The sequence below is a fragment of the Actinomadura bangladeshensis genome (assembly GCF_004348335.1).
Classification (GTDB): Bacteria; Actinomycetota; Actinomycetes; order Streptosporangiales; family Streptosporangiaceae; genus Spirillospora; species Spirillospora bangladeshensis.
This window is the reverse complement of record NZ_SMJW01000165.1, coordinates 1-18,493: the sequence shown is the minus strand read 5'-3', so window position 1 is coordinate 18,493 and position 18,493 is coordinate 1. Positions and strand designations below refer to the sequence as shown.

14 protein-coding genes are annotated in these 18,493 nt (G+C 73.2%); 1 reads left to right on the top strand and 13 read right to left on the bottom strand.

Features of this window, described 5'->3' with window-relative positions:
- Positions 1-365: 365 nt before the first annotated feature.
- The 11 genes from E1284_RS27135 to E1284_RS27085 all read right to left on the bottom strand — a co-directional run bounded on the left by E1284_RS27135 (position 366) and on the right by E1284_RS27085 (position 13,331).
- Positions 366-1,223, bottom strand: a complete 858-nt coding sequence (locus E1284_RS27135) for a TIGR03936 family radical SAM-associated protein (protein WP_131942976.1) — start codon at positions 1,221-1,223, stop codon at positions 366-368.
- Positions 1,224-1,398: 175 nt separating this feature from the next.
- Positions 1,399-3,321 (bottom strand): TIGR03960 family B12-binding radical SAM protein, encoded by a 1,923-nt coding sequence (locus E1284_RS27130; RefSeq protein ID WP_131942975.1) that lies wholly within the window; start codon positions 3,319-3,321, stop codon positions 1,399-1,401.
- Positions 3,322-3,381: 60 nt separating this feature from the next.
- Positions 3,382-4,566, bottom strand: a complete 1,185-nt coding sequence (gene rodA, locus E1284_RS27125) for a rod shape-determining protein RodA (RefSeq protein WP_243714767.1) — start codon at positions 4,564-4,566, stop codon at positions 3,382-3,384.
- A complete protein-coding gene (gene mrdA / locus E1284_RS27120) occupies positions 4,563-6,635 on the bottom strand; it encodes a penicillin-binding protein 2 (protein WP_131942974.1) in 2,073 nt (690 codons plus the stop codon). Before mrdA ends, rodA begins: the two co-directional genes overlap by 4 nt.
- Positions 6,632-7,231, bottom strand: a complete 600-nt coding sequence (gene mreD / locus E1284_RS27115) for a rod shape-determining protein MreD (RefSeq protein WP_131942973.1) — start codon at positions 7,229-7,231, stop codon at positions 6,632-6,634. Before mreD ends, mrdA begins: the two co-directional genes overlap by 4 nt.
- A 1-nt stretch (position 7,232) precedes the next feature.
- Positions 7,233-8,228 carry a rod shape-determining protein MreC gene (gene mreC, locus E1284_RS27110; RefSeq protein ID WP_131942972.1) on the bottom strand — a complete coding sequence of 332 codons (996 nt, stop codon included), beginning with the start codon at positions 8,226-8,228 and terminating at the stop codon, positions 7,233-7,235.
- Positions 8,229-8,330: 102 nt separating this feature from the next.
- Positions 8,331-9,365, bottom strand: coding sequence for a rod shape-determining protein (locus E1284_RS27105; protein ID WP_067794123.1), 1,035 nt, complete (start codon positions 9,363-9,365; stop codon positions 8,331-8,333).
- A 195-nt stretch (positions 9,366-9,560) separates the two neighbouring features.
- Entirely contained in the window at positions 9,561-9,971 is a 411-nt protein-coding gene (gene ndk, locus E1284_RS27100; RefSeq protein WP_131942971.1) for a nucleoside-diphosphate kinase, read from the bottom strand.
- Positions 9,972-10,017: 46 nt separating this feature from the next.
- Entirely contained in the window at positions 10,018-11,490 is a 1,473-nt protein-coding gene (locus tag E1284_RS27095; RefSeq protein WP_131942970.1) for a hypothetical protein, read from the bottom strand.
- A gap of 126 nt (positions 11,491-11,616) precedes the next feature.
- Entirely contained in the window at positions 11,617-11,961 is a 345-nt protein-coding gene (locus E1284_RS27090; RefSeq protein WP_131942969.1) for a DUF4233 domain-containing protein, read from the bottom strand.
- Positions 11,958-13,331 (bottom strand): bifunctional folylpolyglutamate synthase/dihydrofolate synthase, encoded by a 1,374-nt coding sequence (locus E1284_RS27085; protein ID WP_131942977.1) that lies wholly within the window; start codon positions 13,329-13,331, stop codon positions 11,958-11,960. The genes E1284_RS27090 and E1284_RS27085 overlap by 4 nt, the downstream gene beginning before the upstream one ends.
- A 107-nt stretch (positions 13,332-13,438) precedes the next feature.
- On the opposite strand from E1284_RS27085, the gene E1284_RS27080 reads away from it, so the two are divergent.
- Entirely contained in the window at positions 13,439-14,641 is a 1,203-nt protein-coding gene (locus tag E1284_RS27080; RefSeq protein WP_131942968.1) for a folylpolyglutamate synthase/dihydrofolate synthase family protein, read from the top strand.
- Here the strand turns inward: E1284_RS27080 and E1284_RS27075 are convergent.
- Both E1284_RS27075 and E1284_RS27070 read right to left on the bottom strand, forming a co-directional pair.
- A complete protein-coding gene (locus E1284_RS27075) occupies positions 14,613-15,590 on the bottom strand; it encodes a hypothetical protein (RefSeq protein ID WP_131942967.1) in 978 nt (325 codons plus the stop codon). The genes E1284_RS27080 and E1284_RS27075 overlap by 29 nt on opposite strands.
- Before the next feature lie 122 nt (positions 15,591-15,712).
- Positions 15,713-18,331 carry a valine--tRNA ligase gene (locus E1284_RS27070; RefSeq protein WP_131942966.1) on the bottom strand — a complete coding sequence of 873 codons (2,619 nt, stop codon included), beginning with the start codon at positions 18,329-18,331 and terminating at the stop codon, positions 15,713-15,715.
- Between the last annotated feature and the right edge of the window lie 162 nt (positions 18,332-18,493).

Sequence of the window (18,493 nt, the reverse complement as noted above, 5' to 3'; positions counted from 1 at the left end):
GGGCGGGGGGCTCCTCCACCTCGGGCGGCGGACCGGCGGGCCGGCTGGCCCGCCGCGGCCGCGTGGTCACGCCGTTGCGGGCCTCCTCGGTGCCCGCGCCATCGTTCGTCTCGTTGTCGGTGCCTTCGGCCGTGGCCGAATCGGCTTCGTTCTCAAGCATCCGGGCAATCTCCCGTCAGGCTCCCGGGCGCGTCCGCCCGTTCCGCCCGGGGGCGGATCGGTGCGGTGCGCCGCACGGGAGCACCTCGTGTCATCGGCGTCGGCACGCCCGGACGGTGGTCCGGTCATGCCGACGAAGTCGTCGGGGGTGCGCCGGCCGTACCCTGCGGGACCGGTTCCGTGCTCCCACGGCTTCGGTCCCCCGGTCAGGCGCTGACGGCATCCGCGCTCGCGGCGTCCCCGGGCCGCGGCCGTACAGGGCCGCGCGCCGTCCCGGCGTCGTCGCCGGACGGCAGGCCGATCTCCCGGTCGGGATCCAGGGGATCCGCGAGACCACCGGTGTCCGCGTCGAGGGGCCCCTGCGCCAGCCTGGTCACCAGCGGCGGTGACGGCGGCGCGAGGTCGGCGACCTGGCGCAGTCCGGTGAGGATGTCGTCGGGTCGTACGGCCGGTGTGGAATGCCGAACAACCATTCGAAGTATCGCACAAGGGGCATCCGCCGCCTCGGCGGCGCGCCGGTCCAGCTCACACGCGGACACGGCGGCGCGCACGTCGAAACGGCGCCGTCCCTTCTTCGTGAGGCGTTCCACCTCGATGTGCTCGGCGTCCATGAAGGCGGCCACGGCCGCGGCGGCGTCGTCGTCCGACACGCCGTCCAGCCTGATCCGCCATTCGGACGCCTCGAGCCGATCGGCGAACGCGCTCGGCTTCGCCGCCGCGTCGCCGCGTCCCGCCCGGACCGGCACGACATCGACGATGTCGAGCCCGGGGGGCAGGGCCGCGTCCAGATCGGCCCGCACCCGCGCAGGGTCGCGGGTCTCGGTCAGCCCGATCTCGAGGTATTCGGCCTCACTGGCCACCCCTGTCGCCGCCGCACCCGCGTACGAGATCTTCGGGTGGGGGGTGAATCCGCCGCTGAACGCGACAGGGATCCCGGCGCGCCTGACGGCGCGTTCCACGGCCCGGGAAATGTCGCGGTGGCTCGTGAACCGCAGCCTGCCCCGCTTGGCGTAGCGGACGCGCAGTCGCTGGGTCACGGGGGCCGGCGCCGGACCCTCCGGCATGGGTGCCAGGGTTCTGGTCCTTCCTACTCGCGTCGAGTCGAAAAACTAGGTCTCCCTATAGAGTACGGGTCCCCGAGCCCGATTCGGCCAAGCACGGGTGCCCTAAGCCCGGAACGCCCCCAGTCCAGGGTCTTCCGGCAACCGCTTCCGGACACCCGGCCCCCCGCGCGGGTCGTCAGACGACGGAGAGGGGGAGGAGCTTCTTGCCGGTGGGGCCTATCTGGATCTCGGTGCCCATGGTGGGGCAGACGCCGCAGTCGTAGCAGGGGGTCCAGCGGCAGTCTTCGACCTCGGTCTCGTCGATGGCGTCCTGCCAGTCCTGCCAGAGCCATTCGCGGTCGAGGCCGGCGTCCAGGTGGTCCCAGGGGAGGACTTCGACCTCGTCGCGTTCCCGGGTGGTGTACCAGGCCAGGTCGACGGGCTCACCGGCCAGGGCCTGCTCGGCGCAGGACGTCCAGCGCTCGTAGGAGAAGTGCTCGCTCCAGCCGTCGAAGCGGCCGCCGTCCTCCCAGACGGCGCGGATGACCTTGCCGACGCGGCGGTCGCCGCGCGACAGCATGCCCTCGATGATGGACGGCTGGCCGTCGTGGTAGCGCAGGCCGATCGCGCGGCCGTACTCCTTGTCGCCGCGCAGCAGGTCCTTGAGGGCGTGCAGGCGGCGGTCGACGGTCTCGTGGTCGCACTGCGCGGCCCACTGGAAGGGGGTGTGCGGCTTGGGCACGAACCCGCCGATGGAGACCGTGCAGCGGATGTCCTTGCGGCCGGTGGCCTCGCGGCCCGCCTGGATGACGCGCTTGGCCATGCCGGCGATCGCGAGGACGTCCTCGTCCTCCTCGGTGGGCAGGCCGCACATGAAGTAGAGCTTGACCTGGCGCCAGCCGTTCTCGTAGGCGGTGGAGACGGTGCGGATCAGGTCGTCCTCGGTGACCATCTTGTTGATCACCTTGCGCATCCGCTCGGAGCCGCCCTCGGGGGCGAACGTGAGGCCGGAGCGGCGGCCGCCGCGGGAGAACTCGTTGGCGAGCGTGATGTTGAAGGCGTCCACGCGGGTGGACGGGAGGGAGAGCGAGGTGTTGGTGCCCTCGTAGCGGTCGGCGAGGCCCTTGGCGACGTCGCCGATCTCGCTGTGGTCGGCGCTGGAGAGGCTGAGGAGGCCGACCTCCTGGAAGCCCGACTCCTTGAGGCCCTGGTCGACCATCGCGCCGATCGTGGTGATCGAGCGCTCCCGGACCGGACGGGTGATCATCCCGGCCTGGCAGAACCGGCAGCCGCGGGTGCAGCCGCGGAAGATCTCCACGCTGAACCGCTCGTGCACGGTCTCGGCGAGCGGGACCAGGGGCTTCTTCGGGTAGGGCCACTGGTCGAGGTCCATGACGGTGTGCTTGTCGACCCGCCACGGGACGCCCGGACGGTTCGGCGCGACCCGCTGGATCCGGCCGTCCGGCAGGTAGGTGACGTCGTAGAAGCGGGGCACGTACACGCCGCCGGACGCCGCGAGCCGCATGAGCAGCTCGTCTCGGCCGCCGGGCTCCCCCTCGGCCTTCCACTCGCGGATCACCTCGGTGATGGCGAGCACGATCTCCTCGCCGTCGCCGAGGACGGCCGCGTCGATGAAGTCGGCGATCGGCTCGGGGTTGAACGCGGCGTGCCCGCCGGCGATCACGATGGGGTGGTCGCCGGTGCGTTCGGCGGCGTCCAGCGGGATGCCGGCGAGGTCGAGCGCCGTGAGCATGTTGGTGTAGCCGAGCTCGGTGGAGAACGACACGCCGAGCACGTCGAACGCGCCGACCGGGCGGTGCGCGTCCACGGTGAACTGCGGGATGCCGTGCTCGCGCATGACGGCCTCGAGGTCGGGCCAGACCGTGTAGGTCCGCTCGGCGAGGACGCCGTCGCGCTCGTTGAGGATCTCGTAGAGGATCTGGACGCCCTGGTTCGGCTGGCCGACCTCGTAGGCGTCCGGGTACATCAGCGCCCATCGGACGTCGGTCTCGTCCCAGTCCTTGATCTGCGAGTTCAGCTCGCCGCCAACGTACTGAATCGGCTTCTGCACGCTCGGGAGCAGCGGCTCCAGGCGCGGGAAGATCGACTCGACCGGCATGACGAATCCTCCGTACCGGGGACATGGGATGAAGTTCCAGCCTACCGCCGCCCCGGCGCGCTAATCGAACGCGCGACGGCGTACGTGGACGGCCTGCAGCAGGCCGAAGGCGATCATGTTGGCGAAGGTGGCGGAGCCGCCGTAGGAGATGAACGGCAGCGGCAGCCCGGTGATCGGCATGATCCCGATCGTCATGCCGATGTTCTCGAACGCCTGGAACCCGAGCCAGCACACGACGCCGGTCGCGACGAGCGAGCCGAACAGGTCGGCGGCCTGGGTGGCGATCCGCAGCCCGCGCCACAGCACCACGCCGAGCAGCGCCACGATGACCACGCCGCCGACGAAGCCGAGCTCCTCCCCCGCGACCGTGAAGATGAAGTCGGTCTGCTGCTCGGGGACGAAGTGGCCGCCGGTCTGCTCGCCGTTGAACAGCCCCTTGCCGAACACCCCGCCGGACCCGACCGCGATGCGCGCCTGCTGGGCGTTGTAGCCGGCGCCGCGCGGGTCGGCCTCCGGGTGCAGGAACGCGATGAACCGGTCGACCTGGTACTCCTTCAGCAGGCCGAAGAACCAGACGGCGGCGCACGCGATCACCCCGCCGCCGACGAGGCCGACGAGCCAGCGCTTCTGCGCGCCGGAGATCGCGAGCATGCCGAGCACGACCGCGATGAACACCAGCGTGGTGCCGAGGTCGGGCTGCAGCATGATCAGCACGCCGGGCACACCGGCGAGGACGAGCGCGAGCAGCACGTCGCGGCGGCCCGGCCCGATCTCCCCGTCCCGGGGCTCGCCGAGGATCATCGCGAGCAGCACCACGAGCCCGACCTTGGCGAACTCCGAGGGCTGCACCTGGAACCCGCCGCCGATCACGATCCACGAGTGCGACCCGTTGATCGTCTCGCCGAGCGGCGTCAGCACCGCGAGCAGGCCGACGCACGCCAGCCCGTACAGGATGGGGACGTAGGCGCGCAGCAGCCGGTAGTCGAGGACGGTGACCACGCCGCCGAGCACGAACCCGATCAGCAGGTTCAGTACGTGCCGCTTGAGCATGCTCTCCGGGTCCTGGCCCTGCTCGGTGAGCAGGTGGAAGGTGGCCGAGCGCACCAGCAGCGCGCCGATCAGCGACAGCGCCAGCACGGCCACGAACAGCGGCCAGTCGAGCCGCCGCAGCCCGGCGAGCCGGCTCTGCCACGTCCGCCGCGCGCCGTACCCCTCGACCGGCCCCACGCCGGTTCCGGTGATCACGGCGCGGCTCCCTGGCCCGGCATCTTCGGCAGCTCCGACGGCAGCGCGCCGTTCTGCAGGATGGGCTTCTTGTCCTTCGTCCCGTACATGGACTCCCAGATCTCGCGGACGGCCGGCGCCGCCGTCGAGGCGCCGAAGCCGCCCTGCGAGACCATCGCGACGACCGCGAAGCGCGGGTCCTTCACCGGGCCGAACGAGGCGAACCAGGAGGTGTCCTGCTTGCCGAAGACCTCCGCGGTGCCGGTCTTGCCGCCGACGTCGACGCGCTTGAAGTCGAACCCGGAGAACGCGCCTCCCGCGGTGCCCTCCTTGGTCACCTGGCCGAGGGCGTCCCGGATGTACTTCAGCACCTTCGGGTCGACCGGCAGCTTCTCCGGCTTGGGGGGCTCGATCCGGCGGACGACGGTGCCGTCCGGCCGGACGATCGCGACCCCGAGCCGCGGCGTGAACAGCTTGCCGCCGTTGGCGACCGCCGCGTACGCGCGGACGAGCTGCAGGGGCGTCACCAGGACGTTGCCCTGCCCGACCGAGAAGTTGGCGGCGTCACCGGGGCGCCACACGTAGCCCTCGGTGCAGTTCTCCGTCGCGACCGCCTTCAGGTACGCGGCCCGCGCGGGGTCGGTCTTGGCGACGTCCGGGTAGCCCTCCTTGGCGCCCTTGCAGTTGGCCGCCTTGGTGGCCTCCCAGTAGTTCTGCTTCCACTCCCGGTCGGGGATGCGGCCGGAGCTCTCGCTGGGGAGGTCGATGCCCGTCTTGGTCCCGAACCCGTACTCGCGGGCCATCTTGATCATCGGGTCGGACGGGTTCTTCTTCGGGTGCATCCCGCCGTCGGCCTTCCACTCCAGGTAGGCGAACCTGTAGAAGACCGTGTCGCAGGACTTCACGAGGGCCGTGTGCAGCGTCATCGGCCCGTACGACGCGCCTCCGGCGTTGCTGAACGCCCGGCTCCCGACGTTGTAGGAGCCGGGGCACGGATAGATGCCCTTCAGGCTGTTGCCGTCCTTCACCGCGGCGGCCACCGAGGAGATCTTGAAGGTGGAGCCCGGTGCGAACTGGCCCTGGGTGACGCGGGAGGTCAGCGGCTCGCCGTTCTTCTTGCCGAGCAGCTGGTCGTACTTGTCCTGGGAGATGCCGCCGGTCCAGATGGACGGGTCGTAGGTCGGGTAGCTGGCCATCGCGACCATGCGGCCGGTGCGGACGTCCATCACGACCGCGGCGCCGGCGTCGGCCGGCTTGCCCCCCTTGCGGGCGTTGTCGATCGCGTGCTTGAGCGCCTTCTCCGCCGCGCCCTGCACGCCCGCGTCGATGCTCGTGACGAGGTGGTCGCCGGACGTCGGCTGCTTCTCCTCGGCGGTGCCGGTGACGCGCCCCTGGCTGTCGACGAGGACCCGGCGGAACCCGGGCTCGCCGCGCAGCGCGCGGTCGTACTGCGCCTCCAGGCCGGCCCGCCCGACGAGGTCGACGCCGCTGTACCCGGTGACCTGCAGGCCCTTGCGCTCGTCCAGTTCCTCCTGGGTGACGGGCTGCAGGTAGCCGAGGACCTGCGCGGCGCTCGCGCCGTCCGGCTCCGGGTAGTCGCGGACGGCCTGGAGTTGCGCGGTGACGCCGGGGAAGTCCTCCCGCCGCTCCATGATCTGAAGGGCGCGCTTGGGGTCGACGTGGTCCTCGACGGGGATCGGCTGGTACGGGGAGCCGGGCCAGCACGGCCGCTTCACGGTCGGGCTGCACAGCCGGATCCGCTTGGAGATGTCGTCGTAGGTCGTCCCGAGGACGCTCGCGAGCCGCTTCAGCACGGCCTCGCCGCCGTCCTCCTGCCGGGACAGCGTGGTCCGGTCGACCGACACGACGAGCGCGCTGCGGTTGCGGACGAGGGGCACGCCCCGGTCGTCGAGGATCATGCCGCGGACGGCCGGGACGACGATGTCGCGGGTGCGGTTCTGGGCGGCGATCTCCTGGTAGTGGGTGCCCTCCAGGACCTGGAGCGTCCACATGCGCCCGACGAGGACGAGCAGCAGCGCCGCGACGAGGACGTAGAGGACGACGAGCCGGAAGTGGGTCCGGGGGTTCACAGGCTTCCGCTCCGCCCCGACATCGCGCGGTAGCGGGCGGCGGGCACCGCGAGCCCGTCGCCCCGCGCCCGTTCGCCGCTGTCGTACCGGCGGGTGGCGCGCAGCACCGCCCACACGACGAACGGGCTGGCGATGATGTCGTAGAGGACCTGCAGCGGCACCATCCGCGACACGGTCCCCCAGTCGGCGCGCGGGTCGCCGAGGATCATCCCGGTCGCCGCGTACAGCACGGTCCCGGCGAGGGCGCCGGCGGCGACGGCGAAGAACGGCACGACGGACTGGCGGTCCATCTCGGCGGCGGCGGCGCCGCACAGGAAGCCGATGAGGCAGTAGACGAGCGCGTACCGGCCGAGGGTGTGGTCGGCGGGCGGGATGATGTCGGCGGCGAGGCCGGCGAGGAACCCGGTGACCATGCCGGTCATCGACCCCGCGACCAGCGCCAGCGCGACGACCGCCAGCAGGACCAGGTCGGGCTGCACGCCGCCGGGCAGCGGCAGCCGGTTGGCCACCGACACCTGCAGGATCAGCGTCACGACGATCACCACCGCGGCCACCGCGGTGCGGCCGGCCGGTGATGCCTCGGGCGGATTCAGCACGTCAGTCCCCCGCGCTCGGTTCTGTGGACGGGCTCGTGGAGCCGCTCGGCCGCGCGTCCGCGCTCTCGCGGGCCTTCGGGCTCTTGCTCGGGCTCGGCGTCGGCGTCGGCGCCGGTTTCGGCTTCGGCGGCAGCACCGCGTCCCGCGGGTCGTTCTTCGGCGGGGCGACCACGACGCCGACGACGTCCAGGCTGGTGAACCGCACGAACGGCCGGACGTAGGCGGTGCGGGTCAGCCCGCCGGTCGCCTTCTCGACCCGCGCGACCTCGCCGATCGGGACGCCGGGCACGTACGGGCGCTGCCCCTGCGAGCCGAGCGTCACGATCCGCTGCCCGACCTTGATCGGCGCGGCGGCGTCCAGCAGCTGGAAGCGCAGCGGCGTGTCGCCGCCCCCGCCGAGGCCGCGGCGCCCGCGGCCCTCCACGATCCCGATCTCCTTGGACGCCTCCAGCCGGGAGCCGATGGAGGAGGTCTGGTCGGTGGCGAGCAGCACGGTCGAGGTCGCGGGCCCGACCCGGGTGACGCGGCCGACCAGCCCGGCCGCGCTGATCACCGTCATGTCGGCCTTGATGCCGCTGCGGCTGCCGACGTCGATCGTGACGGTGTCCTCGAAGCCCTGCCCCGCGGAGATCACCTGCGCGGCGCGGATCTTGTAGCCGCCCATCCCGGCGGTGCCGAGCAGCCGGTCCAGCTGCGCGGCCTTGTCCTTGTCGAGCCGCGCGGAGCGCAGCTCCTCGCGCAGCCGCTGGTTCTGCCGGGCGAGCCGGTCGGCGCGGCGCCGCTCGCCGGGCGCGTCGGTGATCGCGTCGAAGGCGTTGCCCACCGGCCGCACCACCGACGCCGACGCGCGCTCGACGGGGCCGAACACGGTCGCGCCGACGTCGCGCAGCCCGCGCAGCGGCGAGCTCGCGCCGCCGCGGTAGTCCACGGTGATCATCGTGAGCGCCACGACGAGCAGCCCGCCGAGCACCATGCGGGTGCGCCGGGTGTCCTTCACGCACCGACCTCCGGTTTCCTGAGTACGCCGGGAGCCCGGCGCCGACCAGTGCCTCCCACGAGGAGGGACGACCCGCCGCGCCCCCGGCGGACCACGTCGGGTCTAGTGCCGCGGCTCCGGTACGAGGACCTGGCGCAGCGACTCGAAGTCCTCGACGCACTTGCCGGTGCCGAGCACCACCGAGTCGAGCGGGTTGTCCACCAGGTGGATGGGCATCCCGGTCTCCTCGCGGAGCCGTTCGTCGAGGTTCTTCAGCAGCGCACCGCCGCCGGTGAGCGCGATCCCGCGGTCCATGATGTCGCCCGACAGCTCGGGCGGGCACTTGTCCAGCGTGGTCTTCACCGCGTCCACCACGGCGTTGACCGGTTCCTCGATCGCCCGCCGCACCTCCTCGGCGGAGATCACGACGGTCTTCGGCAGCCCGCTCACGAGGTCGCGGCCCCGGATCTCGGCGTGCGGCTCCTCGTCGCCGCCGGGATAGGCCGAACCGATGGCCATCTTGATCTCCTCGGCGGTCCGTTCCCCGAGCATCAGGGAGTATTCCTTCTTGGAGAAGGAGATGACCGCCTGGTCCAGCTCGTCGCCGCCGACGCGGACCGACTGGCTGGTGACGATGCCGCCGAGGGAGATGATGGCGACCTCGGTGGTGCCGCCCCCTATGTCGACGACCATGTTGCCGGTCGGCTCGTAGACGGGCAGCCCGGCGCCGATGGCGGCGGCCATCGGCTCCTCGATGATGTAGACGCGGCGGGCGCCGGCCTGGTAGCCGGCCTCCTTCACCGCGCGCTGCTCCACTCCGGTGATCCCGCTCGGCACGGCGACCACGATCCGCGGCTTGGCGAAGTGGCGGCGCTTGTGGACCTTCTGGATGAAGTAGCGGAGCATCCGCTCGGTGACGTCGAAGTCGGCGATGACCCCGTCCTTGAGCGGTCGGACGGCGACGATGTTGCCGGGCGTCCGGCCGATCATCCGTTTCGCCTCGATGCCGACCGCGACGATCTTCCCGGTGTTGGTATTGATCGCCACCACGGATGGTTCGTTCAGGACGATGCCACGCCCGCGCACGTACACCAGTGTGTTGGCGGTACCAAGATCGACGGCCATGTCACGGCCAAGAAACGACAGCTTGTTACCCATGAAGAAAGGGAGCCCTTCATGATTGACGGGCGTGTATAGCGGCGCGTCCATCGTAACGTGCGCCCCCGTCCGCGGGCAGTCACCCCGCCGCCGCGCGTCGCGGAAAAAACGCGTCCTGACCAGCTCGGTTTTCGCTAAAGAAGACGCGGGCCGGAAGATCCGGCCCGCGCTCGGAAGTCGCCCCCCGCAGGCGGCTCAGCCCAGTTCGGGGAAGAACAGCTTGATCTCGCGCTCGGCGGAGTAGGTGGAGTCGGAGCCGTGCACGATGTTCTCGCCGATCTCCAGCGCGAAGTCGCCGCGGATGGTGCCGGGGGCGGCGCTGACCGGGTCGGTGGCGCCGGCCAGGGACCGGAACGCCTCGATGGCGCGGGGGCCCTCGACGACCATGGCGACGAGCGGGCCGCCGGTGATGAACTCGACCAGCTCGCCGAAGAACGGCTTGCTGGAGTGCTCCTCGTAGTGGGCCTCGGCGGTCTCGCGGGCGAGCGTGCGGAGTTCCAGCGCGACGAGCGTCAGGCCCTTGCGCTCGATCCGGGAGACGACCTCGCCGACGACGCCGCGTCGGACGCCGTCGGGCTTGACCAGGACAAGAGTGCGCTCGGACACGGGTGGTTCTCCTTGCGGAATTTCGGTTTCGGTAAGCGCGCGAATACTACCCGGCCCGCGCCCCGGAAGTGGCATTACGGCGCCCGGCGCCCAGGGCCGCCGCGGCGGCGGCGAGCAGTACGGCGACCATTCCGGCGACGACGAGCCAGCTCTGAAAGCCCGCCAGCAGGGCGTGGACCTGCTGCGCCTCGGTCACCGGACGCGCCCGGCGCAGCCGCGCCGCCTGCAGCGACAGGACGGCGAGCTGCCCGGTCAGCACGGCGGGGAAGCACAGCGTCAGGCCGAACAGCGCGGCGCCGGGCTCGGCGTCCCGCAGCGAGGCGGCGAGGGCCAGCCCGGCGCCCGCGCCGAGGGGGGCGAGCGGTGCGAGCAGCGTCCACGGGTCGCCGGGGTCGGCGGTGAGGCCGAGCGGCAGCGCCGGGACCATGAGCACGAGCCCGGTGCGGACCGTCCCGCGGGCGGGCGCGCGGGTGGCGGCGAGCGCGCCCGCCACGGCGGCGGCCGCGGCCACCGCGAACGGGAGGAGCGGCGGGCCCGCGCCGCGCGCGTGGGCGGTGGCGGCGAGCCCGGCGAGCGGTCCGGCGACCGGGTAGGTGAGCAGGCCGACGGCGATCATGACGAGGGCGCAGCCGTGCGGGCTGCCCGCCGGGGCGTCCCGGCCGCCGGTGACGGCGAGGCCGATCAGGGCGGGCACCGCGAGGCCCGCGACGAGGAGCCGCGCGCCGGGCGACCAGGCGCCGGCGGCGACGACGGCGAGGAACGCGAAGCCCGCCACCGGCAGGAGCGGGAGCAGGAGTTGGCCCCGCTCGCTGCGCCGGGCCGCCGGGAGCGCCCAGGGGGCGCGGCCGCGCAGCAGCGGGCGGGCGAGGGCCGCGCCGGCGGCGGCGACCGCGAGCCACGGGCAGGGCGCGAGCGCGGCGCGCCAGTCGGGGGTGTCCGCGCCGGCGGCCGGCGGGGGGACGGCCCTCAGCGCCAGCGGCACCGCCAGGACGAGCATGCCCGCGAGCACGCCCGCCCAGGCGGCGGTCAGGGCGCGGTCGCCGCGCTCCCGGACGAGGACGAGGGAGGCGGGCAGGACGATGCCGGCGCCCGCGCCCTGGACCACCCGGACCGTCCCGGCGAGGGCCACGGAGTCGGCGAGGCGGGCGGCGCCCAGGCCGGCGAGGAGCAGGGCCAGGCCCGCGGCGAGGACCGTCCAGGCGGGGAACCGGCGGGCCGCCGCGGCGCCGGGGGGCACGGCGAGCAGGAGGGCGGGCAGCGACAGGCCGGTGGCGCGCAGCAGCCCGGCGGCGCCGGAGTCGCCGAGGCCGAGGGCGTCCGCGGCGGCGGGGACGACGTTGACGGCGGCGTCCGGCACGGTCAGCACGGCGGTCGGCACCGCGGTGCCGGTCAGCAGCAGCGCGCCGAGCGCCGCGAGGCGCCGCCCGGCCGCCTCCCCGGTGCCGGGGCGCTCGGCCGCACCGGCGGCGGACGCCGAGCTGCCCGATATCGCGCTGGAGGACGCTGCGCTGGTGGACACGGCCTGCTCCTTCGGAGGGTCGTCATCCGCCGGACGCTATTTCCCAAAGACGAAGGATGTCCAAATTGAGGCGATTATTGGAATTCGCGGCATTCGGCGGGATGAGTGGCTGCCGTCCCGCCGAACTTAGCGCGGCTGCGCGGCCGCCGCCTTGCGTCCGAGCCAAATGGCCGTCCCCCAAAGCGCACCGAAAACGGCACCGAGGAAGAACATGGCCGGCACCATGAACCCGGTCGCGATGATGAGCACCTGCAGCACGGTGCCGGCCGGGATCGCCCAGGGGCGGCGCAGCAGCCCGGCCAGGACCAGGCAGCCGAGCGCCAGCGACCCGCAGACCCCGCCCGCGGTGGCGCCGTCCACGTCCAGCACCGCCACGGCGACCGGGATCGCCAGCCCGATCACGATGGCCTCGCAGGCCAGCACCGTGGCGAACAGCCGGCGGGCCGGATTGCCGGCGGCGGGTGTGCTCATGAGCGGCCCTCTTCCACGCGCAGCAGGGTGCGGGCGTCCCCGGCCGTGACCACCGAGCCGGTGATCAGCACGCCGGCGCCCCGGTACTCGCCGGTCTCCTCGGCGATGCCGATCGCCCGGTCGATCGCGTCGTCCAGCCGCTCGGCGACATGGACGCGGTCGGCGCCGAAGATGCCCTCGGCGAGCTCGGCCAGCTCCTCGGGCGGCATCGAGCGCGGCGAGGAGTTGCGGGTCACCACCAGCTCCGCCAGCACGGGTTCGAGCTGGTCGAGGACGCCCGCGACGTCCTTGTCGGCGGCGATCGCGAGCACCCCGGCGAGCCGGGTGAAGCCGAACGACTCGGTGATCGTGGCGACGGTCGCCGCCATCCCGGCCGGGTTGTGCGAGGCGTCCAGCAGGACGGTCGGGCCCGTCCGCGCGACCTCCAGCCGCCCCGGCGAGGCGGACCCGGCGAACCCGGCGCGCACCAGCGCCGGGTCGAGCTGGCCCTCGCTGCCGCCGAGGTAGGACTCGCCGGCCGCGATGCGCGTCGCGGCCTCCAGATTGGTCTCTCCCCCGGTCGGCGCGCCGGAGGCGAACGCCTCCACGGCGGCGAGGGCCGTCGCGGCGTTGCCCGCCTGGTGCTCGCCGAACAGCGGCAGGTAGATCTCGTCGTAGACGCCGTGCAGGCCCTGCAGGCGCAGCTGCTGGCCGCCGACAGCGACGTCCCGGCCGAGGACGCCGTACTCGATGCCCTCGCGCGCCGCCGTGGCGCCGATCTCCACGACCCGGCGCAGCAGCACCTCGGCGGCCTCGACCGGCTGCTGCGCCAGGACGGCGATCGCGCCGGTCTTGATGATCCCGGCCTTCTCGCCGGCGATCTCCTCCAGCGTGTCGCCGAGGTAGCGGGTGTGGTCCAGCCCGATGGGGGTGATCACGGCGACGACGCCGTCCGCGACGTTGGTCGCGTCCCAGGTGCCGCCCATGCCCGTCTCGACCACCGCGACGTCGACCGGGGCGTCGGCGAAGGCCGCGAAGGCCATCGCCGTGAGGACCTCGAAGAACGACAGCCGCCCCGCGTGCTTGCCGTCGACCAGCTCGACGTAGGGCAGGACGTCGTCGAAGGTCTCGACGAACCGCTCCTCGCTGATCGGCTCCCCGTCGATCGCGATGCGCTCGCGCAGCGTGGTCAGCTCGGGGCTGGTGTACAGGCCGGTGCGCAGCCCGCGCTCGCGCAGCAGCGCCTCGACGAGGCGGGCGGTACTGGACTTGCCGTTCGTCCCGGCGATGTGGATCACCGGGTACGCGCGGTGCGGCTCGCCCAGGACGTCGACCAGGTCGCGGATCCGGTCGAGGGTGGGGTCGATCTCCCACTCGACGCCGCGGGCCATGATCGCGCCGACGGTCGCCCGGTAGTCGGCCGGCTCGGTTCGCTGACTCACGGTCACAGAGCCTACTCGGCGGCGCGCAACGCTCCGTCCGGCCCCACACTGGAGGTATGGACGTGTTCTTCCGGGAGTGGGAGCACCGGGCGCCGGGCGAGACGCGCGATGTCGGGCGGGCCCGCGCGCTCGCGGACGCCCTGGGGGTCCTCTCCCCGGACGCGCCCGTTCTGACCGTTGTGGGATCCAAGGGGAAGGGCACGACGGCGACCTACGCGTCGGCCTTTCTCGCCGCCGCCGGACGTCGCGTCTGCACCGTCACGAGCCCCGGCCTGCGCACGAACCGCGACCGGATCAGGATCGGCGGACGCGCCGTTTCGGAAACGGAACTCGCTTCTGCGGCGGACGCTCTCGACGAGGCGATCGGCACGCTTCCACCGCCCTCGGACGGTTATCTGTCGCCGTCCGGCCTTTTCCTGCTCGCGGGCCTCCTGCACGCGCGGCGGGTCGGCGCGGACGTGCTCGTCCTCGAGGCCGGAATGGGCGGACGATCGGACGAGGTCGCCCTCTTCCCGCCGGACGTCGCCGCGATCACCCCGGTCTTCCTCGAACACGCCGGCGTGCTCGGCGACACCGAGGCGGAGATCGCGCGGGAGAAGCTCGGGGTGGCGGGGCCGGGGACGGTCGTGCTGTCGGCACCGCAGTCGCCGCCGGTCACCGAGGTGCTGGACGGCGTCGAGGTCGTCGGACCCGGCGGCAGCGGCCTGCCCGACCGCCTGCTCCCCGCCCGGCTGGGCCGGGTGGGCGCCGAACTCGGCGTGGCCGCCGCCCGCCGCGTGCCGGGCGTGGCCGAGCCCCCGGCCGGGACGCTGCGGGAGGTGATGTCGTCGGTCGTGCTGCCCGGCCGGTCGTCCCGGCACGACGTGCCCGGGTCCGCGACCCGGCTGCTCGTCGACTCCGCCATCGACCGCACCGGCGTCGCCGCCGCCCTCGCCGCCGCGCGGGACGCCTGGGGGACGGTCGACCACGCCGTCGTCTGCCTGCCCGACCACAAGGACGTGGACGGGGCCGTCGCCGAACTCGGCGCGCTGCCCGTGACGTTCGTCCGGCTGCCGCTGCCGCACCTGCGCTTCACCCGTCCGCTGCCGCCCGGCTGGGACGTCGTCGACGCGGACGCCATCACGCCCGAGTCCCTGGCGACGCTCGGGCACCGGGTGGTCGTGCTCGGCACCGTCTACTTCACCGGGCGCGTCCTGGACGTGGTCGGCGCCGACACCGAGCGGCTGTTCGTCACTTCGGCCGCTCCACGTCCTTCCTGATCCGGCGCATCACGTCCGCCATCAGCGGGAACTGCGGGTTCAGCGTCGGACGGTTGGACGCCACGATGCCGTAGGAGTCCCTGGTGGCCCATGCGCAGTACGTGTGGGTCTCGGCCAGGACGGCGAAGGTGCCGCAGACCGCCTTCGCGCCCTTGCCGGCCTCGGCGTCCTGGCCCGCGATGAACGTGGTGGGCTGCACCTTCTGCAGGAAGTCGGCCGGGTCGCCGACCGGACCCGTGCCGCCCATGAACAGCACGTTCAGCTTGCGCACCGGCTCCTCGCCGTAGACGGCGGCGCCGCGCTTGGCGACCGGCACGCCGCCCGCCTCGACGGCGCCCGCGATGAACGGGTACGCGGCGCTCGCCTGCGGCGACGTCAGGCGGTCCTTGTGCAGGCCGCCCGCGACCGGGCCCGCGTCGATCACCTTCTTGGACGCGGGGAGGGCCGTCGTGCGGGCGTCCTTGGCGTCGCCGCCGCCCGTCCGGAACGCCAGCGCCCCCGCCATGAGGGCGATCGCCGCGGCCGCCGCGACGCCGGCGACCAGCAGCAGCCTGGGGACGCGCCGCTTGCGCGCCCCGGCGGGTGCGCCACCGGGGGCCATCGGCAGCGGCCCCGTACCGACCATGGGATGCCCGCCCGTGCCGATCACGGGGTGGGCCCCCGAGCCGACCACCGGGTGGGCTCCCGACCCGATGACGGGATGCGCGCCCGAGCCGCCCACCATGGGGTGCCCGCCCGTGCCGCCCACCATCGGATGCCCGCCCGTGCCGCCCAGCGACGGGAGCGGGCCCGTCCCCTCACCGGGGTCGAGCGACCACCACGGGCGCGCCCTGCCCCAGGGCGCCGAGGCGGCCGCCACCGGCGCGGCCCCGTCCTCGATGGCCCGCGCCGCGTCCGGGCCCTCGCCGGACGAGGACTCCGGCGCGCCGGGCTGGGGTGATTCGGCCATTGCACTCCCGATGGTTCAAGTACCGCCAAAAGGCCGTGGGCTCAACCGGATCGTAACGGCGCGGCGCCCGCCGCGCCGACCGTTCACGCGCTCGTGACCTGCCGGGGGCGGGACGGCCCGCGTCAGCCCGCGGGCAGCGCGGCCAGCTGCGACTCCAGCCGGGCGATGTCGGCCTCCGCCTGCGCGAGCCGGTCGCGGTTCTTCGCGACGACCGCCTCGGGGGCCTTCGCCATGAACGCCTCGTTGCCGAGCTTGCGGTTGGCCTGGTCGACCTCCTTGCGCGCGGCGGCGAGGTCCTTCTCCAGCCGCTTGCGCTCGGCGGCGACGTCGATCGCGCCGGCGGTGTCGAGCCGCACCGCGACGTCCTCCACCGGCAGCGACGCGGTGGCGGAGAAGCCGTCGCCGGGCGCGGTGAGGCGCAGCAGCGCGCGGACGCCCTCCTCGTGCGCCGCGAGCGGCGAGCCGCCCCACTCCAGCTCCGCCGCGACCTTCTGGCCCGGCTTGAGGCCCTGGTCGGCGCGGAACCGGCGGACCTCGGTGACGAGCCGCTGCAGCGACTCGACGACGGCCTCGGCGTCCCGGTCGGCGCGGGCGGGCTCGGCGGCCGGCCACGGCGCGGTGAGGACCGTCTCGCCGCCGGTCAGGGACGTCCACAGCTCCTCGGTGACGAACGGGATCACCGGGTGCAGCAGCCGCAGCAGCTTGTCGAGGACCTCGCCCAGGACGCGCCGCGTCGCCCCGGCCCGCTCGTCGGCGAGCTGCACCTTGGCGAGCTCCACGTACCAGTCGCAGACCTCGTCCCACGCGAAGTGGTAGAGCACCTCGCACGCCTTCGCGAAGTCGTAGTTCTCCAGCTGCTCGTCGACCTCGGCGATGACCGACTGGAGGCGCGACAGGATCCACGCGTCGACGGTCGTCACCTCGGCGGGCATGTCGCCGCGGACGTGCGCGCCGTTGATGAGCGCGAACCGCGTCGCGTTCCACAGCTTGTTGCAGAAGTTGCGCGAGCCCTGCGCCCACTGCTCGGCCACCGGGACGTCGCCGCCCGGGTTCGCGCCGCGCAGCAGGGTGAAGCGGGTCGCGTCGGCGCCGTAGGCGTCGACCCAGTCGAGGGGGTCGATGACGTTCCCGAACGACTTGGACATCTTCTTGCCGTACTGGTCGCGGACCATCCCGTGCAGGGCGATGGTGCCGAACGGCTGGACGCCGTCCATCGCGTACAGCCCGAACATCATCATGCGGGCGACCCAGAAGAACAGGATGTCGTACCCGGTCACCAGCACGGACGTCGGGTAGAACCGCTCCAGCTCGGGCGTCTTGTCCGGCCAGCCGAGCGTGGAGAACGGCCACAGCGCCGAGGAGAACCAGGTGTCGAGGACGTCGGTGTCCTGCGTCCAGCCGGCGGGCGGCTCCTCGTCGGGCCCGGGGCAGACGACGTTCCCGTCCGGCCCGTACCAGACCGGGATGCGGTGCCCCCACCACAGCTGCCGGCTGATGCACCAGTCGTGCATGTTGTCGACCCACTCGAAGTAGCGGGACGCCATCTCCGGCGGGTGGATCGTGACGCGGCCGTCGCGGACGGCGTCGCCGGCGGCGCGCGCGAGCGACTCCACCTTCACGAACCACTGCAGCGACACGCGCGGCTCGACGACCGTGGAGCAGCGCTGGCAGTGCCCGACCGAGTGCTTGTAGGGGCGGATCTCCTCGACGATGCGGCCCTGCTCGCGCAGCGCGGCCACGACCGCCGGGCGCGCCTCGAACCGGTCGAGGCCCTCGAACGGGCCGGTCGCGGTGACGACGCCGCGCTCGTCCATGACGGACATCGACGGCAGGTCGTGGCGGCGGCCGATCTCGAAGTCGTTGGGGTCGTGCGCGGGCGTCACCTTGACCGCGCCCGTCCCGAACTCGGGGTCGACGTGCTCGTCGGCGACGACCGGGATGCGGCGGCCGGTCAGCGGGAGCTCGATCTCCCGCCCGACCATGTGCCGGTACCGCTCGTCGCCGGGGTGGACGGCCACGGCGGTGTCGCCGAGCATCGTCTCGGCGCGGGTGGTCGCGACGACCAGTTCGTCCTCGCCGGACCCGTACCGGATCGAGACCAGCTCGCCGTCGACCTCCTCGTGCTCGACCTCGATGTCGGACAGGGCCGTCAGGCAGCGCGGGCACCAGTTGATGATGCGCTCGGCGCGGTAGATGAGGCCGTCGTCGAACAGCCGCTTGAAGATCGTCCGGACGGCGCGGGCGCGGTCGTCGTCCATCGTGAACGCCTCGCGCGTCCAGTCGACGCTGTCGCCGAGGCGGCGCATCTGGCCGAGGATCCGGCCGCCGGACTCGGCCTTCCACTTCCACACCCGCTCGACGAACGCCTCGCGGCCGAGGTCGTGCCGGGAGCGGCCCTCCTTGGCCAGTTCGCGCTCCACGACGTTCTGGGTGGCGATGCCGGCGTGGTCCATGCCCGGGACCCACACGGTCTCGTGGCCCTGCATGCGGCGGCGCCGGACGAGGGCGTCCTGGATGGAGTGGTCGAGGGCGTGCCCCATGTGCAGCGAACCGGTGACGTTCGGCGGCGGGATCACGATCGAGTACGCGGGGCGCTCCGGCGCGCGCAGCGGGTCGGCGGTGAACAGCCCCGCCGATACCCAGCGCTCGTAGAGCCGGCCCTCGACATCGGCCGGACGGTACTGGGTGGGCAGGTCGACGTCGGCGGCCCCCTGGCCGCGCTCAGTGCTGGGCTGTGTCACGGCTGACGATTCTACGGGGACGCCGGGGGTGGACCGGCCCCTGGACTCCGGTCCGTGCGCGAGAATCGGCACCGGCGAGCACCCCGCCGAGCCGCCTCGCCGTCCCGTCACGCGAAAAGGAAGCACCTTGAGCGGTTGGAACCCCCCTCCCCCGCCTCCCGG